The following is a 25,073-nucleotide window of genomic DNA, read 5'->3' on the forward strand; positions in this document are numbered from 1 at the left end:
GTGTATTTAACAAACCGGTTAAGTTCTAGCGGGACACCAGTAGTGACAAAAAACATCTGACGCCCTGATTGAAACTTATGCGGTTAAAAATATTAACCACACCCTCACTAGAACTCGTAGGTTAACTCTACACCGTAGTTACGCGGAGCATTGTACTGACCAAAATGAGTAAACCCAGGGATGATAACTACCCGCGCATAACGCTCATCGGTTAAATTACGTCCATAAATACTTAACTTATAGTTTTCCTTGAACCTTAAATCAGCACTCGCATTGTGTATGCCTTGCGAATCCACTTTACCTAAAGGGTGATTTCTAAATACCGTTTGGTACTCATCAGCCCAGCGGTAGTTATAGTGAAGACCCAATTCGCCAACGCTCACATCTGTCACATAATCTGCGCCAACAGCAATCGTTTTTTCGGGGGCATTACGAAGTTGTAAACCGGAATTATCAGTGGCAATACCATCACCACTGATATCAGCGACAAAATCGGAATACTCACTATCGAGATAACCGACATTCATATAGACACCTAAGCCGCTGCTCACCTGTGCCGTCAACTCCAACTCAAGACCTTGTATTTCAACATCCGAGGCATTACGCACAACCGTATTAGCCGATAACTGCTCCTGGATAAGAACTTCTTCCTGCTTATCTTTGTAGTCACTCATGAAGGCAGTAACATTTAAACGTAAACGCTTATCGAGCCACTCACTTTTCATACCCAGTTCAATAGTCTCAACTGTTTCCGGGTCAAAAGCGTTACCATCAACCTGTGTCGAACGGGCAAAATAACCGCCACTCTTAAAGCCTTTTGCATAAGAACCAAAGAACATCAGATCATCGGTTAAGGTGTATTGCAACGCTACTCGCGGAGAGAATTCCTGCCAATCGTCTTTAAATGTCTGCACCTCACCATCCGCAAAAAACAAGTTCACTAAGGGCTGCGAAGCGGACACCCACCCTGCATTACCGGCGGCATACGTTTTTTCCTCGTCGGTGTAACGACCACCCAAATTCAATGTCAACTGATCAGTTAACTTCCAATCCAGACTGGCAAATGCAGAATATGCTGTATTGGTACCTTTATTATTGAGTGTCTGTGTCACATCACCAGGTGGCAGTGGTGCCCAACCGGGGAAACCAATTTGCGGGATAGGTGACATACCATCAGCACCAAAAAGAAACTCTTCGCCAGCACCAAAGCCAAGGTCAATCGGAATATAGAACCACATATCGAAGCCGGTTTGGGTCTGCTTATATTCTGAATCCCAGTAGTACAACCCCGCCGTTACATTCATATTGTCATTGATATTGCCATTGATACGAAACTCCTGACTGAATTGTTCATACTCACTGGCACTCAATATATAAAGAAACTCCACGCTACTGGAGTCATACTCTAAACGTGCATCCTCTTCGCGATCAACGGTCCCGGTAATCGAGGTTAGCTGCCAATCACCAATCAACCAGTTCATCGTTAAGCTGACAAAATCATTAGTCACTTCTGCACTGTTAGGTGCATTCATTGAACTATTATCTTCGCCGCTGTTTGGGTCGGTACCGAAACAAACTGCGCCACCAGAAAGTAAACAAGGCACTGTCGTAGCATCATTGAAATTTGACCAGGCACCCCAGTCAGAATCATCTTCGATACGCTCAACGGTAAGAGCAACATTAAAGCTATCGGTAATATCAAAAGCCACAGTGGCACCTAGCTGCTGAAAATCAACGACACCAACATCCGTATCAGCCACGTCATTTTCCATATAGCCGTCATGCTCGGACTTATTGGCATACAGTTTTAGACCACCCGTATCTGTGAGCGGGGTGTTAATTACCGCTTTAATTTCCTGCTTGTCCCAATCACCTACTCCCAGCTGTACCTTACCGCCAAACTCTTTAGTAGGTGCGGTACGAATGACATTGATCGCACCACCAATCGTATTTTTGCCAAATAAGGTACCCTGTGGCCCGCGCAATACTTCAATACGCTCAATATCAAAATTATTCAGAATCTGGCCCGCAGCGGTACCGATATAAACACCATCCAGAATCACGCCAACGGGTGGATCAAGACTCTTATCCGGCTCCTGAAAACTGATACCCCGAATTGAAATAGACGCAGAAGTACTGGCTGGAGTCGAATCTATCGATACATTAGGCACAAAGTTCTGCAAATCTTTCAGGTTTTGCACGGCTGAATTCTGCAACTGCCTGCCAATCGCGGTTACGGTAACCGGTACATCCTGCAAGGATTCCTGTCGTTTTCGAGCGGTAACAATCACCTCTTCTAACTGAATTTGTTGTTCCTGAGCCTGAACAGCGAGCGGCACAGAGGCAACAGGCAGTGCAGCAGCACAGGCTAGAGCCAGAGTTTTAAGTTTGAATAATGGATTAGAGTTTTTCATTTTTAGTTTTCTCATACCTCTTATTGAACCGACTGAATAGCAGAAATGCAGAGCTTTATTTGCATCGCTGCCCTTATTTTTGTAAAGACTTAACAGCAGAAAACAGAGTCTAAACCGAATAAAAAAAATATAAACAGTCATGGCGGTTTTTTTTAGCCATTTCTGGCTTTTTTGACTGGGCATCGCCTTTCCGGTACCCTCGCGGCGGACTCCAGCAGACAATTATTCGCCATTAGAAGGAACGTGACCCAATGTCACCCACAAAAGTAATGCCAGACGAGAGCCCCGAGATCGCGCTAAATTGGCAAGCACAAAAAAGCGCTTTAACCAGAGATCGAATCCTGGACGCGACTATCAGCGGCTTTATTAAACTCGGGTATAACAAGCTCTCTACCACTCAAGTCGCAGATATGGCTGGCATATCACGGGGCGCAATGCGTCACCACTTCGATTCTAAAAAAGAGCTGATTCAAGCAGCCATTGAGTATCTGCATCAAAAATTACTAGAGGAGTATCTGGAGAATATTTCGCTTATCCCTGAAGCACTTCACGGTAGCGGCCGGGCGCTTATTCGTGCGCGGCTCGATGCCTTTTGGAATTATCTTAATAGTGACCTCAATCTGGTCTACCAAGAACTTACCATGACCGCCAGAACTGACCCTGAACTTAAGGACTCACTGGACAGATCAATCAAAAATTTTGATCAGATAGGTCGCCAATCGGTATTACGCTTATTCAGTGATTGGGAAGGAAAAGGTGAACGGCTATTTTTTATCATCGATACAAGCCGGGTAGTACTGGAAGGGCTGATTCGGGTGCAATGGCAAACTGCAGCTAATCGAGAGCAATTTATTGAACGCCAATTGCATTATCTGACGCTCTGCATAGAACAAATCGTCAACGATGATGGCAACACGGAAATATCCCAATTTTTTAACGAATCAGAATAATCAAAGCTCTATAACAATTTTAGGCTTCGCCCTTTAAGTAGCCCATAATTACTGTGTATTTCAGGATCACCACGCCGGTAACTCTTCAATAGTTTTTAACCATTGCTCCAACTCATCCAGCAAATGCTGCTGTTGTTTTTCAGACAAACTTTGCTGAAAGGCAATGGCCAAATCTATGCCGTGATTCATATTGTCAGTAGACACCTGCTGGTACTCCGCACTCCATAAGCTTTGTGGCTCAACGAACAGCTGATGTATTTGCTGAGAAAATCCAGGCTCCGCCCTCGAGTTTAATGCCTGCATAAACTTTGTATTCCAGCGTTTTCTGCTTTCGAGCCAAAGCTCGCTTCCCGATACCTGCTGTTCCCAAGTTGCTATCATCCCCAACTGTTCTTTGCTGAGCTTTCCTAACATACTCGTAGCAAACTTTTTAACAGATTTAATCCTGCGACTGGATTGCTGGTCCGCACTCTCTTGTAAATATTTCTTTTCCAGCTTTTCGACCGCCGATGCTAAATTCTTCTCAACGTCCAACACTTGTTTATCACTTAAACTGGACAGCAAGGCCACCGCATCTGGCTGCACTCTGGTTAGTAACTGCGTGAACAGCACCTCTGTTTGGTCAACGCGCTGTACCAACAGCTCTCTAACCAGGGGTTGCTGTACATCCTCATGTAACTGTCGCAGCAAACCCGCATACTGTGGCACTAGCTCAGCGTGATGCCAGGCCAATAGCACCTGTACGCGCTGATCAAAATCCACCTGCTGCGACCTATCCCAGTCCACGTAATCATCCACTGACCAAGCTACGACCCAATCAAGAAAACGGTAAGACGCTTTAGCTGTGCAAGAAGTGACAAATATCGACGCTAACAACACCAAGCTGAGAACTTGAATACGCTTGGCTATTGGCGAACTGACGACTGCAGTCAAGCGGGAAAAAACAGAGTGTATAAAGGCCATAACAGATCTCTATAGAGTTACTAATTGCCACTCTTTTACGTACAGAAATCAAAAGTAGATGTGATTATTTCACCAATAAAACAGCTTTGACAGAGGCGTCAACCAATTGGGCATCAATATAACCGATCATATTGGGATTTTGCGAAACTAATAACTTCACCTCACTATTATCCATAATAGACATTGGTGGCTCACCCTGACCAGTGAAAACTTGCCGCGCCCAATAGGCTTTTAACTGTGAAGCTGATTTATTGGCGGCGAGCCGATAAAACTCATCCCGCACCGAGCTTCCCGCTTGCTGATCCAGGGGAATTAATCGAGTACCATTGCGCAACTGCCGCGTCTTACCAAGAAAAACATCAATCGCTTCACGCTGCGTGATAGCCGTCACAGCCGAGTCAGGGTGCACAATGACAGCAACATCAGCCATCAATGTGGAACAAGCAAATAATAAAATCAAACCGAACAATGTTGTTTGCCGAGGGTGAAATTTAAATAACATCATTTCCCCCCCCTTAAAACACAGCGTCAATTAAAAAGGTGTACACATCTACCGCATCAAAACTCTCACCACTAACGAAAGCGTCAGGACTTTCAAAGGGCCCCGACGTGCCTTTAAAATCATAAAAGTGATTCCACTCCAACTTCGCTGCAATACCCGGGGTGATATCATAACGCAAACCGACAAAATTCAATTTGTAATCTCGGTCTTTTACCCGGGCAAATAAATTATCCGGGGCAGAGCATCTTTATAATACTCGCGACCATAACCGCCGTAAGGCATCCATTTATCGAAACGATGACCAAGCGTCAATACCCCCAACACTTCATCACCGATAAAATTTCCTTCACTGACGTCCTGAACTGAAACTTCCAGAATCGCTAACCAATCGCCATCGTCATAGGCAGCCCCATAAGTGTAATAATCGATATTTTCTGACAACTGTCCCTCAAAAAATATCGAGTCTCCAGTAGTGACGGTTGAACCCGGCACCAGGGCGTCGGTATCAATAACACCAAAATTACCCCCTAGACGATTAAAATCCTGCTGCTTGAAACTCGCCGTAGTGCGTAGATGGGTATAAGCAAGGCGAAAAGTCCAATCCTGCCAGTAAGTTGTCCAGTTAAGCCCTAGTACATCATCACCTTCAACTTTTGCATCTAAATTGACACTCTTTTCTTCAAAGGCATAACCACCATAGTAAGCCGAAACCCGGTGATTCATTTGACCATCGTTAAAGCGATAAGTGACATCAAATCCATCGTAATCACTGATTTCGGTAATATAAAGACTCAGTGGCGGTCGCACCCATGGATAGGTATACCCCACATCCAAAGATTCTGAAAAAAGGTAAATGGGCAACCGCATACGACCAGCACGCACTTCCCAATGTTGATCAAGCTCGTACGCTAAATAGGCCCAGCCAATATCGGCATCCCAGCCATCCCAGCCATTGGCCACAATTTGAGTCACCACTTTAGCCTGATCATTGATGCGAAAATTCATTTGCACACCAAGCACTGCATCCGACTCAAAATCAGAACCCATATTAAAATCATATGGCCGATGCTTTAAGCCCCCACTTTCATCATTAGTGGTGAAACCTGCAGACAAAAAACCATTGATTTTAATTCGGTCACGGTCCTGACCAGCAGATTGTTCAAATCGATCCATACGTCTGGCGACTTCAAGCTTGCTTTTTTCGTTGGCAGTAATGCGCTGTTCAATCAGCGGAGAGGAAGGATCTATACCTTGTTGCTTAAGCAGTGATTCAACCTGCTCAAGCTTTTTTCTGAGGGTATTATTTTCTTGTTCAAGCTGCAGAAAGCGACGCTCGATGTCTTCATCAGTCAACGCATTCGCTGATGAATTAACCGCCAACACCATTGCAATTGCGAAGAGCCTTAAGACTCTATGCATGTATTCCCCCAAGCTATCTATTTTTATAATTTTGATAAAAAACCGGCGACCAACAATTGAACATTAGGCACCTCTTTTCGCCGAAACTATGCCCCATCTAGAGTTGATATGCAATGGTTTTGTGACAGCTGCCTCAGGGCTAGGCGTTAGCAATAAGTTCTATGCGCCCCCCCTGTTTTCGATCATATTTTTTTACCGGTGTGTTCACCACCTCCGCTAACGGCAGGGCATTAACCGCGGCCTCAATTCGTTCCGCAGGCACTGGACCATAAACAGTTGAACGCTGTCGATATTGACGACCAGCCAGAGCTATTAAGCGCTGCATTTCCACTGGCGAACACTCCTGACCGTGATCAGCACCCGCTGCACGCGTGATAGTCTCATTCATCAAAGTACCGCCTAGATCATTAGCGCCGGCCTGTAAACACGAGACAATTCCCTGCTCCCCCATTTTCACCCAGGAGGTTTGAATATTCTGAATAAAAGGAGACAACACCAACCGCGCGACTGCATGCATCAAAATAGCTTCACGGAAAGTAGGGCCTTTGCGCGCCCTACCCTTGAGATACAGCGGCGCCTCCATATGCACAAATGGCAGTGGTACAAACTCGGTGAAACCGCTGGTTTTTTGCTGCAATTCGCGCAGCTGTAATAAATGCCGGGCCCAATGAGGTAACTTTTCAATATGGCCATACATAATAGTGGCGGTGGTTTTAAACCCTTGTTCATGAGCATCAGTCATTACCGATAACCACTGCCCGGTATTGATCTTATCCGGACACAAATCCGCTCGAACTTCATCATCCAAAATTTCAGCAGCGGTGCCCGGCAAAGAATTCAAACCGGCTTGCTTTAATTGCTGCAAAAATTCTGCCACAGAAATCTTTAAGGTGGCGGCACCCTGCCATACTTCCAACGGAGAAAATGCATGTACATGCATATCCGGCGTTACAGTTTTAACTGCATGTAAAATATCGATATACGTTGCACCAGTATATTCAGGATGAATCCCACCCTGCATACATACTTCTGTAGCTCCGCGCTGCCAAGCCTCAACACAGCGGCGTTCGATTTCCTGATGCCCTAAATCATAAGGGCGCCCGCGTAAATTTTCGCTGAGCTTACCTTTTGAAAACGCACAAAACTGGCACTTGAAATAGCAAATATTGGTGTAATTAATATTGCGGGTGACCACGTACGAAACGGTATCGCCATTCAACTGCTGACGGAATTGATCAGCTTGTTGACACACATAAGAAAAATCTTCACCGCGAGCCTGAAACAACCGCACCACATCCGCCTCTGTTAACGCCTCACTGGCCCGGGCACGCGCAACAATTTGTTTGATTTCTGCGGATACATGATTAAGTGTGGATGCGGATAATTGCTCGACAATTTCTGCTGGTGGCGCAATGACCTCCCCCGGTGACCAGTCATCAACTCGAGGAAAACCTTCGGTATCAATCATCTGCAAAACTGCCGTCTGCAGAGCAGAATCCAGCCAGCGCTTGCCTTCAATGGCGTAAGCCGGATAAATCGTTAACCGCTCATGCAGATATTTGCCACTGACTGCCGTTTCTTTTGCTAACTGTTCAAGGTGCGGCCAAGGTGCTTCCGGGTTCACATAATCAGGGGTAATTGGCGATACGCCACCCCAGTCATTAATACCTGAGTAAACCAGTTTCGGCAGCACTCCGGGGCTTAAGTTAGGTGGCGCCTGAATACTCATGTCCGGCCCAAAAATAATTCGGGTTACCGCAATAGTCCACAGTAATTCATTGAGATCAGGCTCCGGTGCCTGCGACATTTTGGTATTGTCCTTGGCGCGAAAATTTTGCACGATAATTTCTTGCAAATGACCATACTGGTGATGCAAATCGCGCAATGCCAATAATGATTCAATACGTTCACGCCGGGTTTCACCGATGCCAATTAAAATACCTGAAGTAAAAGGTACATTTGCCACTCCTGCGCGCGCGATCGTTTGCAAACGTACCGCCGGGTCTTTGTCAGGCGAACCATAATGCGGCATACCTTTTTCGCATAAGCGGCTAGATGCGGACTCCAGCATAATTCCCATAGAGGCCGATACTGGCCGCAGCTTGGCGATTTCCTCTTCTGTCATGCAGCCAGCATTGATATGGGGCAACACGCCAGTTTCTTCAAACACAATTTTGGCGACATGAGCGACATAATCCAGCGTCGAGTCAAAACCCATTTCCGCCAAAGCATTACGTGCCGCACTGTAACGCAGCTCAGGCTTCTCACCCAAGGTGAATAGCGCTTCCTTACACCCTTGCTCGGCACCTGCTCTGACTGAAGCCAATACGTCTTCAACCTTCATATACGGCGATGGAATATGTTTTGGTGTTTGCGCAAAAGTACAATAGTGACAAACATCACGACATAAATGAGTTAACGGAATAAAGACTTTTCGCGAATAAGTCACAACATTGCGGAACCCTTGGTCGCGTATAGCACTGGCTGCAGTCATTAACTGCTGAGTAGTTTCTTCGCCAGCAAACATGTCATCTGCCAATGACAACGCTTGCTGATTAGTCAACATCGTACCAGCATGGACCTGGTTCAATAACGCAGTCATATTTTTATTTTCAGCCGTTGAAATATTAGTGGCAGTCATCATTGCGATAACTCGATTAGCGATGCCACTTTCTTGCAGATAACGCAGCGTATGTTTTGTTTTATCGGTTTCCTGACAGAGTAAAATCAGATCTTCAGGGTTATCAATATCAGCTGCTGCTCCCGTTAACGTCAGGATATTAACAGCCATTTTTTTTTGCTGTGCTTGCTCGCAATGTTTTTGAAAACTGTAGGCGCCATATTGGAAGTTCAACGCCGCCGGCGGAGACACGATAAGACAATTACTCCCCTCTTTTACCGTATCGGGGGCAATAGTCATACAGGGAGATAACGACGCCTGATGTTGATCAATTAACTGCTGTATTTCGGTGGCATTAATTAGCGGCAAATCACCGTGAATAACTAACAAGGAATCAACGCCCTGCTGCTGTATTTTACCAGCAGCCGCATCCGTCACCGCAGACAAACCTTTAGTATTATCTGCCGACGCCAGCAGCGAACTTTCATCCCAGCAGCTGACACCGTAATGCTCTGCCAACAATTCCGCACTGGGATCATCAGAGACAATAACCACATGATCAATAGCCGGATGAACGGACAATACATCCAGCACATCCTCCACCATAGTGTGAAATAAATGTCTACGCTCGTGTGCTGCCAGCACACCGGATAAGCGCTGCTTGGCGTTAACAAAATCTTTTAATGGCAATAAGGCCCACAACATTAGTGTTTTCCAGCAATAGAGTCAGTGAATAATTGATCAGCAAAGGATAGCACTGCTGTTGCCAGATCAATACGATCGTCCAATGTTTTCATAATGGTCGGCACCACTTTAGTGGCTAAGCCCAATTGATCAATCTCTGTCTGTAACGATTGATCCGATTGATCGAGTACAAAACCATCCAGCAAATCACCATAATAAGCGGCAACCGCCGTAGCAGTCGCAGGTATTGCGAGCTCTGTCATCATTTTTGCAGCCGGACCTTTTATCGCTAAACCCGCCACAATCGGCGAAACAGCAATCACCGGTGCAGCACTGGCCTTCATTGCAGCACGCACCTGTGGCAACTGCAACATGGGGTCGACACTGACAAAAGGGTTGGAGGGACAAATAATAATCGCCGCCAGATCCTCGCTCTGCAATAAATCCAACCACTGCGGCTGTGGCTGTGCGCTGTCAATCCCCGCAAAATAAAAACCCTGCACCGCTGGCCGGCATTGCTCGCGGACAAAATATTCCTGAAATGCCAACTCACCGCCTGCCGTTTTCACCCGGGTGCGTACCGGGTCGTCAGTCATCGGCAATAGCGTGTGCTTAACCCCCAAACGATGACATAAATACGTGGTCACTGAGGATAAACTTTCCCCCGCGGCCAGTTGTTGGCTGCGCACCAGGTGCGTCGCTAAATCACGATCACCCAAGCGAAACCAGGTATCACCACCTAATGCACTCATAGCATCCATAGCCTGCCAACTTTCGTTGGCCAAACCCCAACCCAACTCCTTGTTATTTAAGTCAGCGAGGGTGTACATCACTGTATCCAGATCAGGAGAAATAGTTAATCCCAAATGAGTAAAATCATCAGCGGTATTAGCAACAATAGTTAATTGCTCGGGAGCTAATACCTTGGCCAAGCCAAGTGCTAATTTGGCGCCACCAACACCACCAGACAGAGCCAATATTTTTTTCGGCTTATCGATATTGTTAGATTTATTCATTACTGGAGGCACCACGTTGCTAGCTATTATTATTGCGTTATCTGTTTACAGCGATAGTAAAAAATTAGTCCGCCTTTGATCGTTAGCGAAAAAGGTCTTTCGATTTTTCACGAATCAAACTGCTTGAACCGGTTTCAGCCGAACGTAGATTAGCACCACGAATTAACACGACTGGACAGCCCTCTGCAGCCTGCCCCATCAAAAAAGAAGCCGCTGCAGCCAACTCATCGGCCACTGCGACTTCTGTCACTTCTAATACTTTTTTAAATAGATCCTGGTCACCCACCATGTCAACCAAGGGTTCAAAACCGGCGGTACCAATCGCCATGCCGACAGTACCATTGCGCCAGGCACGGCCCGCACTGTCATTGATAATGACAAACGTCGAGCGGCCTGTTTGGGCTTTAATTTGTGCGCGCAGTTGCTGTGCGCTCTTGTCAGAATCCAGAGGCAATAATAAGACCCGGGGATTGTCTGGATTAGATTCAATATTGGACTTATCAATACCGGCATTAGCATGAACATAGCCAAGCCGATGCTCAACCACAACCACGCCGGGGCGCTGTCGAACAACTTCATTGGATTCGGATAATATTAACTCGATAATGCGGGGATCTTTATCCACTTGCTGTGCCAACACGATAGCTTCTTCGCTTGGGCTTACCTGATTCAGATAGCCATAGCGGTTTTCTGCTTTGGACACAATTTTTTGCGCTAATACCAACACATCATTGTCTTGTAACGACAAGCCCGCACGCGTTAGTGAAAGCAGTATCTGCTCCAGCAAATTATCCCCGGGCTCAACCATGGGGAAATCCGGTAGCGCTGTTAACGTCATTGAATTCATATCACGACAAATTTAAAGCAGAAGTCAGAATAACATTACGCCTTGTCATCCAAACCAGTAATACTGATACCGGCATGACAACCGTATTGCTTGTTGATAAAAATCAGCACCGAGGTTAATGCCTCTGTCGCCGCCGAGTTTGCAATGCTGCCGCCATGAAAACCGCGCATGCCTGCAGCTTCAACTAACTCAATCACTTTAGCGCGTGCATCTTTTTTATCACCGCAGACGATCACATCACAACTCAGACCCTGGCCTTCTTGCAAATGATGGGCGGCGACATTCTGAAACGCTGAAACAACTTGAACGTCCTCACCTAAAATCTGCTGGGCAATTTGACCGGCAGAACCCTGCTCGGGCAGTTGCACCCGCGCGACCTTGGGCGGTACCAGCGGCACAGTGACATCAATTAAAATTTTGCCTTTTAGCGCCTCTTTCACTAATTCGAGGGTACCCGTTTGATGCGCAAAGGGCACCGTCATTGCGCAAATGTCCGCCGCTTCAGCAGCCGCCAAATTTTCCATCGCCCGCACATTAACGCCGTCGATGCCACGCGCCTGCATGACCGCCTTCAAATCTGCGGCTGCTGCCACGGCTTTATCTTCAGTGCGCGAGCCGATAATGACTTGATAGCCTGCCTGCGCCCAGCGCCGTGCCAAACCGGTACCTAAATCACCGGTACCTCCCAAAATTGCAATAACCGCTAAAGAATCACTCATAACTAATAAAATCTCTCTCTTAGAACAAACCGCTCGATCATTAAACGGGGACACGTCAGTAGCAGCAATAGCCAAAACAGCCAACACTGACAACATTTCAGGCCAGCGGCATTGTGCAGCAAAGCCCAACGACTGTGAAGGCTTATACTGACTTAAACATCGGTAATCTCGTCCATTTAAACCATGCTTTTTGACGCTCAAACTCTATAATAAAGGCCTTTAGAATGTTGCAACGTACAAAAGGTAAATTATGGATAAGCAATTGGATTTCAGCGGCAAAGTCGTCATCGTCACTGGTGGCGGCAAAGGTGTTGGCAAAGGTATTAGCCAGCGCTTTCTCGCCGCCGGTGCCGATGTCATTATTTGCGGGCGTAATGCCCCAGAAGAGCTACCCCAAGCCGGTAACAAACAGGCCATCTTTACCACAGTGGACGTCAAAGACGTAGAGCAAATACAGGCCTGTGTCGATTTCGCTGTTGAGAAGTTTGGTCGGCTGGATGTATTAGTGAACAACGCCGGTGGGGCGCCAATGACCGATGCCGCGACCGCTTCCCCACGCTTCTCGGAATCTATTATCCGCCTCAACTTGCTTGCGCCGCTGAACTTTTGCCAGGCCGCCAATGCAGTCATGCAGCAGCAAGCCGAGGGCGGAACTATCGTCAATATCGCCAGTGTCAGTGCTATCCGCCCCTCGCCTGGCACTGCAGCATACGGTGCCGCCAAAGCCGGCCTCGTCAACTTAGCCACATCCTTAGCAGTGGAGTGGGCACCCAAAGTCCGGATCAATAGTGTGATTGCCGGGCTGATTCGTACCGAGCAATCCCATCTGCATTATGGTGATGAAGACGGTATCGCAGCGGTAGGTGACACTATCCCTCTGGGACGGATGGCCGAGCCCAAAGACATTGGTGATGCCTGCCTGTTCTTATCCAGCTCACTATCAAGCTATATCAGTGGTTCAACCGTTACCGTACATGGTGGCGGCGAAAAACCGGCATTTTTGGATGCGGCTAACACTGACAAGTAAGCCATTGTCATTTTTACACCCCAAGGAATACCTATGCGTATCGCTGTATCATTACTGCTACTCACTTTTATGCTTATAAGTGGCTGTCGCATCAGCAGCAATCCGGTCATTGATTTCGATGGCCCCACTGCCGAGTGGTCATCCTTTGGAGGCAATGAACAAGCCAACCGCTATTCGCCGTTGAATCAAATCGATCTCAATAACGTCGATCAACTAACACTGGCGTGGAGCCATAACTCGGGAGACTTCGCCGACGGCTCTGGCGAATGGGCGTTCACCTCGATGCAAGTCACCCCGATTGTCACTAACAACACACTCTACTACTGCACGCCCTTTGGCCGGGTATTTGCACTAGACCCTATCAGCGGCGAGGAACTCTGGGTATTTGACCCCAAAGTGCAGAATAAAAAAGGCGGCTACTACCCCGCCGTGTGTCGTGGCGTCTCCTACTGGCAAGCAGAATCCGCTAGCGACCAAGCCTGCAGTAAGCGTATCGTCTACGGCACCCGTGATGCCGAGTTGATCGCTCTCGATGCCGATAGCGGCAAGCCCTGTGCGGGTTTTGGCAATCAAGGGCGGGTGGCTTTACGGGAGGGGATCAGCCAGTCAGAACCCTGGGAGTATTACCCGACCTCCCCCCCCATTGTGATGAACGACACCGTAGTGATAGGTGCGCTGGTGCCCGACAATAATCGCACCGATGCCCCCAGTGGCGTCGTCCGCGCCTTTGATATCCGCAGTGGTAGTTTGCGCTGGGCCTGGGAGCCGGTCAGTGAAAACTACAAACAGCGCCACCGTCAAACCGATGGCAGCGTCGAATATCTACAGGGGACGCCGAATGTGTGGGCGCCAATGTCTGGGGATTATCAGCGCGGACTGATATACGTCCCCACCGGCAATCCCTCCCCCGATCTTTACGGCGGCCATCGCGATGGTATTGATGAGTTTGGCTCATCGGTGGTAGCTCTGGATATTACTAACGGCAAACGGGTATGGAATTTCCAAACCGTCCATCACGACTTATGGGATTATGATGTTGCATCGCAACCGGTCTTGTTTCAGCTACCTGGCGTCGCTGAGGGCAAAGCTGGCGTTCTACAACCCACAAAAATGGGTCATATCTTTTTATTAGACCGCGAAACCGGAGAGCCACTCTATCCGGTAGAAGAACGACCTGTTCCGCAAAATGGCGTCCCCGGTGAACAACTCTCCGCCACTCAACCCTTCCCAACGCACCCTAAACCACTGCATTTACCCGCTCAACTGAACCACGACAATGTCAGTAATATCGTATGGTTTGATCAACAATCGTGTCGGGAAGAGTTAAGCAAGTACCGCTCTGAGGGCCTGTTTACACCCCCCAGCTTTGAAGGCAGCGTGCTGTACCCGTCAACTGTGGGCGGCATTAATTGGGGCAGCGTCTCCGTCGACGCCGAAAATGGACTGATGTTTGTCAATCAAATGCACATGGCCGCCGTGGTACAAATGATCAAGCGTGAAGAGTTTGATGCCCGCAACCCGCAAACCAAATACCCCGACGAATATTTTGCAATGACCGGCACCCCCTATGGCGCCAAGCGCTTTCCCTTGATGTCCAGTTTGGGGACGCCCTGCAACCCAAGACCCTGGGGCTCGTTTGCTGCAGTCGATTTGAAGAGTGGCGAGGTCATTTGGCGAGTACCGCTAGGCACTACCCGGGATCTAGCGCCCTTCCCACTCTGGTTTAATTGGGGTACGCCAAACATCGGAGGTTCGGTCACGACTGCAGGAGGGTTAGTGTTTATCGGGGCGACAGCGGATAAATATTTCCGCGCATTTAATACCAAAACCGGTGAGGAAGTTTGGAAATACCGTATACCCACCACTGCCAACGCCAACCCATTAACCTATCGAATCAACAAGGATGGCAAACAATATGTGGTGGTCGCTGCGGGAGGACATGGCTGGTCAAAACCGGGAGACTGGCTACTGGCCTTTGCACTGCCTGATTAACTGCCGCTAGCGAATGAGTATATCTATAAAAAAACCAAAAGCCTTAAAGCAGCCCTTTGGTGAAATCGACAATCACAGCTTCCAGATCACTCACCTTAACCGGTTTGGCAATAAATCCGTCCATACCTACTTCAGCGCAGACTTGAGCTTCACCTTCCATGGCGTTTGCAGTTAACGCGACAATCGGGATATGGACACTGCCATTTTCGATACTGCGAATTTCACGGGTAGCCTGATAGCCATCTTTTATTGGCATATGGCAATCCATAAAAATCAAATCATATTTTGATTGCTGCCACATGCTCACCGCCTCTGCGCCATCTACAGCGATATCGACATTACAGCCCAGCCTTTCTAACATACGCACCGCCACCTTTTGATTAACCAAATTATCTTCGGCCAATAAAATACTCACTTGTCCACTGGTGCGAGAGACTGTGCTCTCTTGTGGGCGGGTAAAGGTATAGGGCGTTATAAAAGCCTCACTGTCTTTGGACTGCTGTTGGCGGTTAATATGTTGTAAGGTCTTCAACAATTGCGACTCTCTAACCGGCCGGGTTAAGTAACCTGTGTACCCAGCCTCTTCAACCAATTTAGCTTTATCACCACCGGAACTCACCGCCATAAAGATCAGTGATAAACCTGCTAGTGCCGGATTCTGTCGAATGCTCTTCGCCAAATCGAGGCCACTATCAAAGCCGACAACTTCATCAACAATCATCACCTCAAAAGGTTGGGATTGCTGAATCGCCTGCTCAACTGCAGCTAGCGCTTCATCAGGCGCCTCTACAGAGAGCACATCCATTCCCCAACGACGGCACCAGTCGCTGGTTAACTGATAACGTCCAGTAACATCACCGACAACCAATACGCGTAAATTAGTCGCTTGATCTGCCACTACCACAGGTAACTGTGCAGCCGGCGTTAATGGTAACTCCAGTACCAACGTGAAAACCGATCCCTTTCCTTCACGACTTTCTACTTCCAAACGGCCATTCATCAACTTCGCCAGCAGTGACGAAATACTCAGACCAAGGCCTGTACCACCGTATTTACGCGTCGTCGAACTATCAGCCTGAGCAAATTCCTCAAACACATAATCCAGTTTCGATTGTGAAATACCGATACCAGTATCTTCCACCGCAAAACGATATTCACATACACCAGCTTTTAATTGACGCGCCGATACATCAACCATCACGCCACCAGTGGAGGTAAATTTAATCGCATTGCTAATAAAATTGGTGAGGACCTGACGAATTCTACCAGGATCACCTTTAACATATTCTTCAACACCTTCGGCGAAGCGTAACTGCAAAAAAATATTTTTCTCTACAGCTTTTAGCTTCATCGACTCGACCATGCCCTCAAGCACTGTCCTGAGATTAAATGGAATCAACTCCAGATCCATTTTACCCGCTTCAATTTTTGAAAAGTCCAAAATATCATTAATAATGCCCAGCAAGGCATCGGCAGAACTTTGAATAGTATCGGTACTATCGCGCTGTTCTTCATCTAGTTCCGTACCGGCCAATAATGAGGCCATACCGATAACGCCATTCAATGGCGTTCGAATCTCATGACTCATTGCAGCTAAAAACTGGGACTTGGAGCGTGCCGCAGCTTCCGCTCGCTCCATTGCAATCGTCAGTTCGGCAGTACGCTCTTTTACTCGCTGCTCCAATAAATCTCTGGAATTGGCCAGCTCGCGGTCACGATCCTGCACCTGTTGCAACATGGTATTAAAAACATTCGTTAATTGACCGATATCATCATCATTGATTACCGGCGCACGAACGCCATAATCACCTCGGTCGGACACTTGTTGGGCGCTAGCTGATAGCGCTTGAATAGGATCGGTAATACTGCGCTGAACGCGATGCGCGAGAAATACGGCTAACAACATCGCAAGGAGGCCAACCCCCATATCCAGCAAAAAGACCTCTACTAACAAGGCGTAAGACTCAGACATATCGTAGCGCAAAAAAATCATGCCGATATTGTCGCCATCGAGAATGATAGCCTGATACAAATCTACATGGTCACCTTCAAAATAATATCCCTCAGGCCTAACCTCCGGCGCTTCCAAACCAGGCTCACCAACATAGCTGGCAAACAATTCGCCACTATCACTATAGATAGCTGCGACCACAATACCGGTGACTACTTCCAGGGATTTTAAAGACTCACGAGCGCTAAATGGCTCATCAAAAACGATAGCCGCAGTATTATTACTGCCGATCACTTTGGAGTGGCTATCCATTAGACTAACGACTTCACTTTGCTGATTGAGGTAGTCGTTATACATGCCCGCTATGGTAACAACTATAACGGCAAGACCGGTCGCCAACAGGATCAATTGATTCAGCTTAGCTGCTACCGTGCGCTGATTTCCCCAAATATTCATTTACTGCGAATACTCCGATTCGAGATGTTGAACTTCCAAGTAAGACACATGCTTATTATATGACGCAACAAAGTATAGTCTATCAGGGTTTATTTCCACTTAAATTAGGTATTTACCCTAGTGTTGTGCCTCAGCCGGAAGCACTATGCTACCACTAGCGACCATCCCCCACTTAAAGCGACCCTCCGCCCCCTTAAATAGCAGTAAATGGTATTTTTTATCCACTCTAGTACAGAATTTTGACTACTATAGAACTAGGCGGTATGAATTTAAAACAGAAATTCTAACAACCCCAGAATGAGAGATAGAATCCAAAGCATGGAAACACCAATAAAGCCCCATTTCAACACTATTGTCGATGAGTTAAATGATATTACGCTGACTCAAATTGCCAATCTCTTCGAGCAGTTCTTGCGAGAGGCTGACAATCAACTCTTCCAATTGGCCGAGGTCGCCGACAATAACGAGCATCAAAACCAATTATTTGAAGCCAAAGCCATGATACGCCAGCATGGCGAACAAATTCGAACCAAGTACTGCACGCTTTTGGAGCAACGTCTAAGCGGCAATACAACTGCGCAACCGGCTACCAAGACAGCAGAAATCCACGAAAGTATGCAACTGGTTGATCTGAAAGAATTCGAAGACTGGCTGTCAGCAGAAACCATTATTCGCAGAGCCAATTCACGCTATTACAAAGGTGTTAGCTGTTTGGAACAGCGTTATAGTCAATTGGTTAACCAAGACATCTGCGGCGAAGCGCTGCCTTTTAGTATTGATAATATCTGTCACGCAATGCAGGACACTTTCAGGGACTTAACACTGTCACCAGAAGTACAACCGATCTTATACCGCTTATTCGATCACGCTATCATCAATCAGCTAGATGACCTATATGACACGTTAAACAGCCGCCTGAAAAGCCGCGGTATTTTACCCAATATCGAATCTCAAGTACTGCGCGAGCGCAAACCAATAGCTAAAGATAACAACGCATCATTTAACGGGCAGTTACCGGCCCAGCAAAAAGCTGCTAACTCGCCCGCAATTCTTGATGCGGCCCAGAATGTACTCGCACTATTGAGGCAATCTAACCCTGAGGTAAATGTCAGCAATACAGGCAATGTAGTTCCGGCCAGTATTAACGACATTATTAATCAGCTAAACACATTGCAAACTGATAACAACGCCATTGAAAATGTTGGTGCCAACGTATCACTCAGCGAATGGCTAGAACAACAAAGCCAATTAGTACTCGACCATCAAAGCCGGGATTTAATGACGTTAACCGACTCAATATTTCAAACGCTTAACGAGTATCCACAAATATCCGAAGCACTCACCAATCAAATAAAACGCTTGCAAATACCTATCGCTAAAGCAACTTTGTTAGACCACAGTATTTTATCCAACAATCAGCACCCCGTTCACGCCCTGCTCAATCAATTAATTGAGCTATGTGTAAATAGCGATATGCCTAACCAAACCTTAGAGAAAAAATTTGATACTGCCATTAGCAATATCACTACAAACTTCCAGCAAGACCCGTCCGTATTCACTCAAACACTGGAAGACCTATCCGGCATTGCAAGCCAGCAACACAATGCCAGTGAACGCAATACCATGCGCATCGCTCAAACCTATGAAGGGCGGCAGCGTGTAAAACAAGCACAAGAAGCCGTTGATCGTGAAATCCAGCGCAGAATCTCACCGCCACAGGCGCCGGAAGTCGTGCTTAAACTCATCGACAATGGCTGGCGTGAACTATTAAAACTCACTTACCTCAGGTCCGGTCAGGACAGCGACCTCTGGCACGAGCAGCTCGCTACGCTTGACCAATTATTACTGTGGATTAGCGACATCAATAGTGATGAAAATTTATCACAATCTACCATCCAGCGTGATTTAGAAGCAGATTCATTCGCCGACCTGATCAATCAGCAATTGCAGGATATATTCCCTGGTGACTACCGTTTTCAGGATACCGTTGAACACATTTGTGACACCCTTAAAGGCGAACGTCCAGCCACAATGGTGACACTCAAAGAAGCTTTAAGCAGCGAACGTAATAGCCATGAATTGCAAAAGGAATTAGAAGCCGCAAACCCGCAACTTAACCGCTGGTTTAAGCGGGCAAAGAACCTTAAAGCTGGCGACGAGTTTTCCTATTTAGGCGATGCAAGCGGCCAGCGCAACATAAAACTGGCATGGGTAAGCGACAATCGCCAGCACTTTGTATTTGTTAATAACCGCGGACAAAAAGTGCTGGATTATGACCTGGTAGATCTGGCCAATGAAATGTCAAAAGGGCTGTCGCCAGTGACTGAAAAATCTGAATGGCCATTAGTCGAACGCAGTTTATATTCCACTGTACAGGAAGCCTACCAGCAACTTGCCTTTAAAAGCAGCCATGATGAACTTACCAACCTTCTCAGCCGCAAAGAGTGTGAAAAAATATTAGGCAACACATTGCTTGATGCCAAAAGTAAAAGTGAAAGTCACTGCTTGCTTTATATCGATATTGATAAGTTTTCTCTCACAAACAATCTTCATGGTCACGTAGCTGGCGACCAACTCATTATAGATACCAGCAAAGTTATTGAAGAATGCGCACCAGAAAATTCTATAGTTGCAAGAATGGCAGGCAATGAATTTGTAATGCTATTACAACACCGGGATACACAGGACTCACATCGTATCGCTGATGAAATTCGTAAGACAGTAGCCAATCACAACTTCGGCTGGCAAAAACATAACATAAACTTCACTATCAGCATTGGCCTTAAAGCCATCAATAAGTACACCGAAAATGTTGTCGACTTATTACGCAACGCGGTCTCAGCCTGCCAGGTAGCCAAAGACAATGGTGGCAACCGTATTCACGATTCCAGTGAAGATAAAGAACTTCATAGCCGACGTGAAAAGCTATTAGCCTGGATCGATAAACTTAACAGCGTACTGAGCAGCGATAAATTAGTTCTTCGCGGTCAAAAAATTTGCCCACTTAATGACCGCGAGGCTGAACCTCATTATGAAATATTAATTGCACTAAAAGATGATAATGGCGAATTGATTTCACCGGTCGAATTTATTGAAGCGGCCGAATGCTACAACCGTATGCAGAAGGTAGATCGCTGGGTAATAGAAAACACATTCCTATGGCTACAACAATTAGCACTGGCTAATCAGGATGCCCCTGCAGTATCAATTAATTTATCCGGAAATAGTCTCAACGACGACCAATTCCTGGACTTTATTCTGGAACAGTTTGCGCAATACAAAATCCCTACCACCAAAATTTGTTTTGAAGTGACCGAAACGGCAACCATCAACAACCTCACAGAAGCCGCTGATTTTATTCGCGAAATAAAACGTGTTGGCTGTAAATTTTCGCTAGATGATTTTGGTAGTGGCAATGCATCTTACCAATATTTAAAGCATCTGCCGGTAGACTATTTAAAAATAGACGGCATGTTCGTTCAGGATATCGTCAACAATAAAAACGATTACGCACTGGTTAAATCGATTAACGAAATAGCGCATTTAATGGGTAAGAAAACCATCGCTGAATATGCTGAAACAGAAGAAATCATCACAGTATTGAAAGAGATCGGCGTTGATTATATTCAAGGCTATGCCATTTCCAGACCTGAATTACTGACGCAGATAGCTACGGCGCCTAGCACTTAGCACCCGACCATTTCACTCACCTCGAAAAAACCGTAAACTGCGCTCTTAATTAACCAGCGCCAACACTGAGAACACCCTTGCTCAATTCTGATCTCATCCACTATGACGCACTTATTAGTGCTATCTATCAAGGCCCATTGGAAGCCACTCCATGGCAACAATTTTTACCGCTGTTAAGTCAGCGACTGGATGCCTTTGCAGTGTCATTGGTATTACGACCGCCAGCCATTGGCGACTCCGGACTGATCCTTAATTATCAACGCCCTGCAGCTGGCGAACAAAGTAAAACTGAATTAGCTGACCCTGAAGATTGGCAAGCCTCAGCCTATAAAGAGCAATTTTTTGCGCTGGACCCTTTCGTCAATTTGCCCATCGGCGAAGTTGTCACCCTGGCAGAAATGGTAGCGCAGGATCAATTGGAAACCAGCGAATACTATATTCAGTATCTTCAACCCGCCGGGGTCTACCACATCATTGGTGCCGACACCCGTGAACCGGAAGGACTGGTGGCCTGCTTACGTGTTTGCAGAGGCAAGCAAGAACAGGCTTTTAACAGCGAACACAAGCAATTGATTGCGATGATTATGCCGCACTTGAAACGGGCTATTCAGTTCCACGCGCGGATCAATCGCATTGAATCTGAACGTGACCTCTATGCCCACGCCGTTGATAAACTCGCTGTGGGCACCATCATTCTCGATGAACAGGGAAAAATTCTTAGCACCAATCCACTGGCAGGACAGCTGCTGGCTGAAAAAGACGGTCTATTCCAAAAGCAACAGCAATTACACATCAGCAACACCCTGCAGGCCACAGAACTACACACAACTGTAACCAATATACTGGCTCAGCGGGATAGCGCAAAACCGGCCATGGCCGAAGCGATGCGAGTACAGCGTCCCTCGGGCAAAGCGGATTTAGGCCTGGTTATCCGCCCCGTACCGAGTTCACAGTGGTCTGAAGGACAAGCGAGCCCAACAGTCGCTATATTTATCAGTGACCCGGAGCAGCAATCGGAAACATCGCAACAGGTTATTACTCGTCTATTCGGCTTCACGCCCGCCGAAGCGGCTTTAGCGCTGCTACTGGCGAAAGGCCGCTCTCTAGCTGAGGCTTCCGAGCAACAACATGTCAGCCAGCACACCGCCAGAGCCCAATTAAAGTCAATATTTTCCAAAACTGGTGTATCAAGACAAGCTGAACTGGTGCGCCTGCTAGTCAAAAGTGTGGCGAACCTAGGCTAAATAGCGCCAAATGGTCCTAACTACCACCAATAACGCTATTGAATATGCCTTTTATTGCATTTTGGTCATAAAATTTGATTGAAGAGTTATAAATGACTGCTAATCTTAAATTTACCTAATGGATTTTCTGCGGGATAAGGCAGTCCTTGGGAGAGCTATCCAGGTCGAACTCAAATGTAACGGATGTCATTATGCGGAGAGGGCAATACCCTACTCCGCTTTTTTTATCCCCATGGATGGGGAGTATGCCGCGGTTGCAGGAGCATTGAGCGGCGATCCTCATCGGCGGGAAGCCTGTAGTGGATGCAGGAGCATCAAAAGACGCTCCCTCTCACCCCTCATCACATACTAAATTTATGCCCCCACAAACTCGGTAAAGTACTGACAGTTGGGGTATACCCCTCCCAATTCATCTGCAAACCGCCGGTACCAAACTCCAACGCAAAACCCGTTGGCGTTGCCATATAAAATGACAACATACGATCATTGGTATGACGACCCAGAGAGGAAATAATCGGCACGTCTTTGGCTTGTACCCGATCCAGACAGTAACCCACCTCATCAACATCAAGAACTTCCAGCATCAGATGCACACAGCCCAGCGGGTTATTCGCATCCTCGTATAACGCCAGACTGTGGTGGCGAGGGTTGTTAACATGCATAAAGTGCAGCCCCTGACCAGGATCATTGGCGTCATCAGTAAATTTGAAATGCATATAATCAGTATCACCAAAACCTAATAAGTCACGATAAAAAGCATGCGTCTCTTTTAACTTTCCGCAAGGCAGCACTGCATGACCAAAACCCATATCTCCGTTAAATCCGGTTTCAAAACCGGCAATACCCAGTGGCGAGACGAATTTGGCATAGTCCAGGTCGGCTCCCCAATACAACTCCAGAGTATTCCCGGAGGGGTCTTGTAAGCGAATTAAGTCTCGCACCCGACGTAACTGGGCAAGCTCTTGATCAGCCTGCTCAAAAGCCACCCCAGCAGTTTGCAGGTGCTGTTTAGTTTGCTCGAAATCAGCCTGACTGCTAAGTTCCCAACCACAAATTGCCAGGCGATCAGTCTCAGCTTTATTAATCGCAAACCGGAACGGGCGTGCATCCATTTTCAAGTAGACATTACCATCGTCAGGCATACCCGGCGCCACCATCAAGCCTAATACTTCGGTACCATAACTTAACCATTGCTGCGGATCAGCGGCATCTATTACTACATAGCCTAAGCTGCGAACATCCATCTTTTACCCCTTGAGTTTGTTTATACATTATTAAAACTGGTACTTAATATTGAACCAATATCGATAATCAAAGTGTCTCACAAGCGAATTATTACGCCCTCATCCATTCAGACGACCCTGAAAAAGTGATCATCGATTATACTCATGCTCGAATCGACTACCATTAAAAATAACTTAGGTACTGGAGACAGTGTTATGGCAACAGCAACAGATTACGGACTTGGTCCAGAAACATTTCCACGGGGCTGGTTTATCGTCGCCGAAGCCAAGGAATTGAATGAAACCCCGAAAGCAGTACGGTTTTTTGGTCAGGACTTTGCCCTCTATCGCGGTGAGAGCGGCAAACCGGTGATGCTGGATGCCTACTGCCCACACATGCAAACCCATATTGCGGCAAGTACCACGGCCCATATCGCCGCCAACGGCGAGCAGATTGAAGGTGATTCCATTCGCTGCCCATACCACGGCTGGCGCTTTGATGCCGATGGTCAGTGTGATGATATCCCTGGCTACGATGGCCCTATTCCACGTTCAGCCAAATTAAAATCCTACCCAGTGCAAGAAGTCATGGGAACCATCATGGTGTGGTGGGACCCGGAAGAAGGTGAGCCCATGTATCCGGCACCCGGCTTAAAAGAATGGGACAACCCCGACTGGGTGCGCTGGCAGGGTATTGACCACCTAGGTTCCATCCCCATACACGGCATCGAAATTTTGGATAACATGGCCGACTGCCAACATCTGGGCCCCACCCATGGCGCGCCTTGCGAATTTTTGAAAATGAATTCCGCGATCATATAGTTATTCAACGTCAGGGTGGATATCACAAACTCTATGATGCGCAGTTGAACACGGTAACCTGGTACACCGGCCCGGGAATTTTGTGGTCAAAGCAAAATTTTGGTGAAGCAACGATGTACGAGTTGATCGCCAACACACCAGTTGATGATGGTGTTACGCAAGCCTGGCACGCGGTCTTGTTATTTGGCGGTGGCATGCCAGCCGACGTAGCTCAAGCCGCGCAAATAGAAGCCCAAGCTGGGGCCCTTGCCGCTTTTTCCGCAGACTTTAATGTGTGGGCGAATAAGAAACCGGCGATTCGCGTACTGCAGCTAAAACATGACGGACCTTTTAATATGGTGCGTAAATGGTACAAACAATTTTTTGACAGCCGTGAAAGCCTGAGTAAGCATCACCAGGAGGTCAACGGTCTCTACCATATCGAAAACTTCGCTAAGCCAGGTGCTGATACCGTAAAACTGGAAGAGAGCATTGAATCGCTGGCTTAAGTACAGACTGTATAATTAGCACAATGCAAAAGCCCGGCAACAATGC

General features: G+C 47.1%; 16 protein-coding genes and 1 pseudogene. 6 read left to right on the plus strand and 11 right to left on the minus strand.

Going from position 1 to position 25,073, the window contains the following annotated elements:
- Window positions 1–107: 107 nt before the first annotated feature.
- On the minus strand, window positions 108–2,414 hold the full coding sequence (locus UNITIG_RS05010) for a TonB-dependent receptor (RefSeq protein ID WP_159931093.1): 2,307 nt from the start codon (window positions 2,412–2,414) through the stop codon (window positions 108–110).
- 251 nt (window positions 2,415–2,665) lie between these two features.
- On the opposite strand from UNITIG_RS05010, the gene UNITIG_RS05015 reads away from it, so the two are divergent.
- A complete protein-coding gene (locus UNITIG_RS05015; RefSeq protein WP_101757409.1) occupies window positions 2,666–3,364 on the plus strand; it encodes a TetR/AcrR family transcriptional regulator in 699 nt (232 codons plus the stop codon).
- Window positions 3,365–3,430: 66 nt separating this feature from the next.
- On the opposite strand, the gene UNITIG_RS05020 is transcribed toward UNITIG_RS05015, so the two are convergent.
- The 8 genes from UNITIG_RS05020 to npdG all read right to left on the minus strand — a co-directional run bounded on the left by UNITIG_RS05020 (window position 3,431) and on the right by npdG (window position 12,134).
- Window positions 3,431–4,327 carry a DUF6279 family lipoprotein gene (locus tag UNITIG_RS05020; RefSeq protein WP_101757410.1) on the minus strand — a complete coding sequence of 299 codons (897 nt, stop codon included), beginning with the start codon at window positions 4,325–4,327 and terminating at the stop codon, window positions 3,431–3,433.
- 64 nt (window positions 4,328–4,391) lie between these two features.
- Complete coding sequence (locus UNITIG_RS05025) at window positions 4,392–4,832, minus strand: phosphate ABC transporter substrate-binding protein (RefSeq protein ID WP_235015267.1); 441 nt, start codon at window positions 4,830–4,832, stop codon at window positions 4,392–4,394.
- Between the two features lie 10 nt (window positions 4,833–4,842).
- The gene (locus tag UNITIG_RS05030; protein WP_101757411.1) at window positions 4,843–5,022 is read right to left on the minus strand and encodes a hypothetical protein; all 180 of its coding nucleotides are present in this window, start codon (window positions 5,020–5,022) and stop codon (window positions 4,843–4,845) included.
- A 17-nt stretch (window positions 5,023–5,039) separates the two neighbouring features.
- Entirely contained in the window at window positions 5,040–6,248 is a 1,209-nt protein-coding gene (locus tag UNITIG_RS05035; protein WP_145999095.1) for a hypothetical protein, read from the minus strand.
- Between the two features lie 139 nt (window positions 6,249–6,387).
- Window positions 6,388–9,573 carry a 5-amino-6-(D-ribitylamino)uracil--L-tyrosine 4-hydroxyphenyl transferase CofH gene (gene cofH, locus UNITIG_RS05040; protein ID WP_101757413.1) on the minus strand — a complete coding sequence of 1,062 codons (3,186 nt, stop codon included), beginning with the start codon at window positions 9,571–9,573 and terminating at the stop codon, window positions 6,388–6,390.
- On the minus strand, window positions 9,573–10,568 hold the full coding sequence (gene cofD / locus UNITIG_RS05045; RefSeq protein ID WP_101757414.1) for a 2-phospho-L-lactate transferase: 996 nt from the start codon (window positions 10,566–10,568) through the stop codon (window positions 9,573–9,575). Before cofD ends, cofH begins: the two co-directional genes overlap by 1 nt.
- Before the next feature lie 82 nt (window positions 10,569–10,650).
- Window positions 10,651–11,406: a coenzyme F420-0:L-glutamate ligase gene (gene cofE / locus UNITIG_RS05050; protein ID WP_235015268.1), complete on the minus strand. Its 756-nt coding sequence runs from the start codon at window positions 11,404–11,406 to the stop codon at window positions 10,651–10,653.
- A gap of 44 nt (window positions 11,407–11,450) precedes the next feature.
- Window positions 11,451–12,134 (minus strand): NADPH-dependent F420 reductase, encoded by a 684-nt coding sequence (gene npdG / locus UNITIG_RS05055; RefSeq protein WP_101759191.1) that lies wholly within the window; start codon window positions 12,132–12,134, stop codon window positions 11,451–11,453.
- Window positions 12,135–12,384: 250 nt separating this feature from the next.
- Between npdG and UNITIG_RS05060 the strand changes: the two genes are divergently transcribed.
- Complete coding sequence (locus tag UNITIG_RS05060; protein ID WP_101757416.1) at window positions 12,385–13,161, plus strand: SDR family oxidoreductase; 777 nt, start codon at window positions 12,385–12,387, stop codon at window positions 13,159–13,161.
- 33 nt (window positions 13,162–13,194) lie between these two features.
- Window positions 13,195–15,153: a pyrroloquinoline quinone-dependent dehydrogenase gene (locus tag UNITIG_RS05065; protein WP_101757417.1), complete on the plus strand. Its 1,959-nt coding sequence runs from the start codon at window positions 13,195–13,197 to the stop codon at window positions 15,151–15,153.
- Window positions 15,154–15,196: 43 nt separating this feature from the next.
- Here UNITIG_RS05065 and UNITIG_RS05070 read toward each other — a convergent pair whose 3' ends face one another.
- Window positions 15,197–17,560, minus strand: coding sequence for a response regulator (locus UNITIG_RS05070; RefSeq protein ID WP_101757418.1), 2,364 nt, complete (start codon window positions 17,558–17,560; stop codon window positions 15,197–15,199).
- A 318-nt stretch (window positions 17,561–17,878) separates the two neighbouring features.
- Here UNITIG_RS05070 and UNITIG_RS05075 point away from each other — a divergent pair, with 318 nt between their 5' ends.
- Both UNITIG_RS05075 and UNITIG_RS05080 read left to right on the plus strand, forming a co-directional pair.
- A complete protein-coding gene (locus tag UNITIG_RS05075) occupies window positions 17,879–21,250 on the plus strand; it encodes a DUF1631 family protein (protein WP_159931094.1) in 3,372 nt (1,123 codons plus the stop codon).
- 77 nt (window positions 21,251–21,327) lie between these two features.
- The gene (locus UNITIG_RS05080) at window positions 21,328–22,494 is read left to right on the plus strand and encodes a helix-turn-helix transcriptional regulator (RefSeq protein ID WP_101757420.1); all 1,167 of its coding nucleotides are present in this window, start codon (window positions 21,328–21,330) and stop codon (window positions 22,492–22,494) included.
- Between the two features lie 341 nt (window positions 22,495–22,835).
- On the opposite strand, the gene UNITIG_RS05085 is transcribed toward UNITIG_RS05080, so the two are convergent.
- Window positions 22,836–23,738: a VOC family protein gene (locus UNITIG_RS05085; protein WP_101757421.1), complete on the minus strand. Its 903-nt coding sequence runs from the start codon at window positions 23,736–23,738 to the stop codon at window positions 22,836–22,838.
- Window positions 23,739–23,933: 195 nt separating this feature from the next.
- On the opposite strand from UNITIG_RS05085, the pseudogene UNITIG_RS05090 reads away from it, so the two are divergent.
- Window positions 23,934–25,027: pseudogene (locus UNITIG_RS05090) on the plus strand (Rieske 2Fe-2S domain-containing protein).
- Window positions 25,028–25,073: the final 46 nt, after the last annotated feature.

Origin of the sequence: Oceanicoccus sp. KOV_DT_Chl (assembly GCF_900120175.1) — a bacterium.
In the GTDB taxonomy this organism is placed as follows: domain Bacteria; phylum Pseudomonadota; class Gammaproteobacteria; order Pseudomonadales; family Dasaniaceae; genus Oceanicoccus.

Bases quoted from the DNA above. Each gene is read 5' to 3' on its own strand.
- cofH (WP_101757413.1), bottom strand. From the start codon at position 9,573: ATGTTGTGGGCCTTATTGCCATTAAAAGATTTTGTTAACGCCAAGCAG.
- cofE (WP_235015268.1), bottom strand. From the start codon at position 11,406: ATGACGTTAACAGCGCTACCGGATTTCCCCATGGTTGAGCCCGGGGAT.
- UNITIG_RS05075 (WP_159931094.1), top strand. From the start codon at position 17,879: ATGGAAACACCAATAAAGCCCCATTTCAACACTATTGTCGATGAGTTA.
- UNITIG_RS05015 (WP_101757409.1), top strand. From the start codon at position 2,666: ATGTCACCCACAAAAGTAATGCCAGACGAGAGCCCCGAGATCGCGCTA.
- npdG (WP_101759191.1), bottom strand. From the start codon at position 12,134: ATGAGTGATTCTTTAGCGGTTATTGCAATTTTGGGAGGTACCGGTGAT.
- UNITIG_RS05035 (WP_145999095.1), bottom strand. From the start codon at position 6,248: ATGCATAGAGTCTTAAGGCTCTTCGCAATTGCAATGGTGTTGGCGGTT.
- cofD (WP_101757414.1), bottom strand. From the start codon at position 10,568: ATGAATAAATCTAACAATATCGATAAGCCGAAAAAAATATTGGCTCTG.
- UNITIG_RS05025 (WP_235015267.1), bottom strand. From the start codon at position 4,832: ATGATGTTATTTAAATTTCACCCTCGGCAAACAACATTGTTCGGTTTG.
- UNITIG_RS05065 (WP_101757417.1), top strand. From the start codon at position 13,195: ATGCGTATCGCTGTATCATTACTGCTACTCACTTTTATGCTTATAAGT.
- UNITIG_RS05060 (WP_101757416.1), top strand. From the start codon at position 12,385: ATGGATAAGCAATTGGATTTCAGCGGCAAAGTCGTCATCGTCACTGGT.
- UNITIG_RS05020 (WP_101757410.1), bottom strand. From the start codon at position 4,327: ATGGCCTTTATACACTCTGTTTTTTCCCGCTTGACTGCAGTCGTCAGT.
- UNITIG_RS05070 (WP_101757418.1), bottom strand. From the start codon at position 17,560: ATGAATATTTGGGGAAATCAGCGCACGGTAGCAGCTAAGCTGAATCAA.
- UNITIG_RS05085 (WP_101757421.1), bottom strand. From the start codon at position 23,738: ATGGATGTTCGCAGCTTAGGCTATGTAGTAATAGATGCCGCTGATCCG.
- UNITIG_RS05010 (WP_159931093.1), bottom strand. From the start codon at position 2,414: ATGAAAAACTCTAATCCATTATTCAAACTTAAAACTCTGGCTCTAGCC.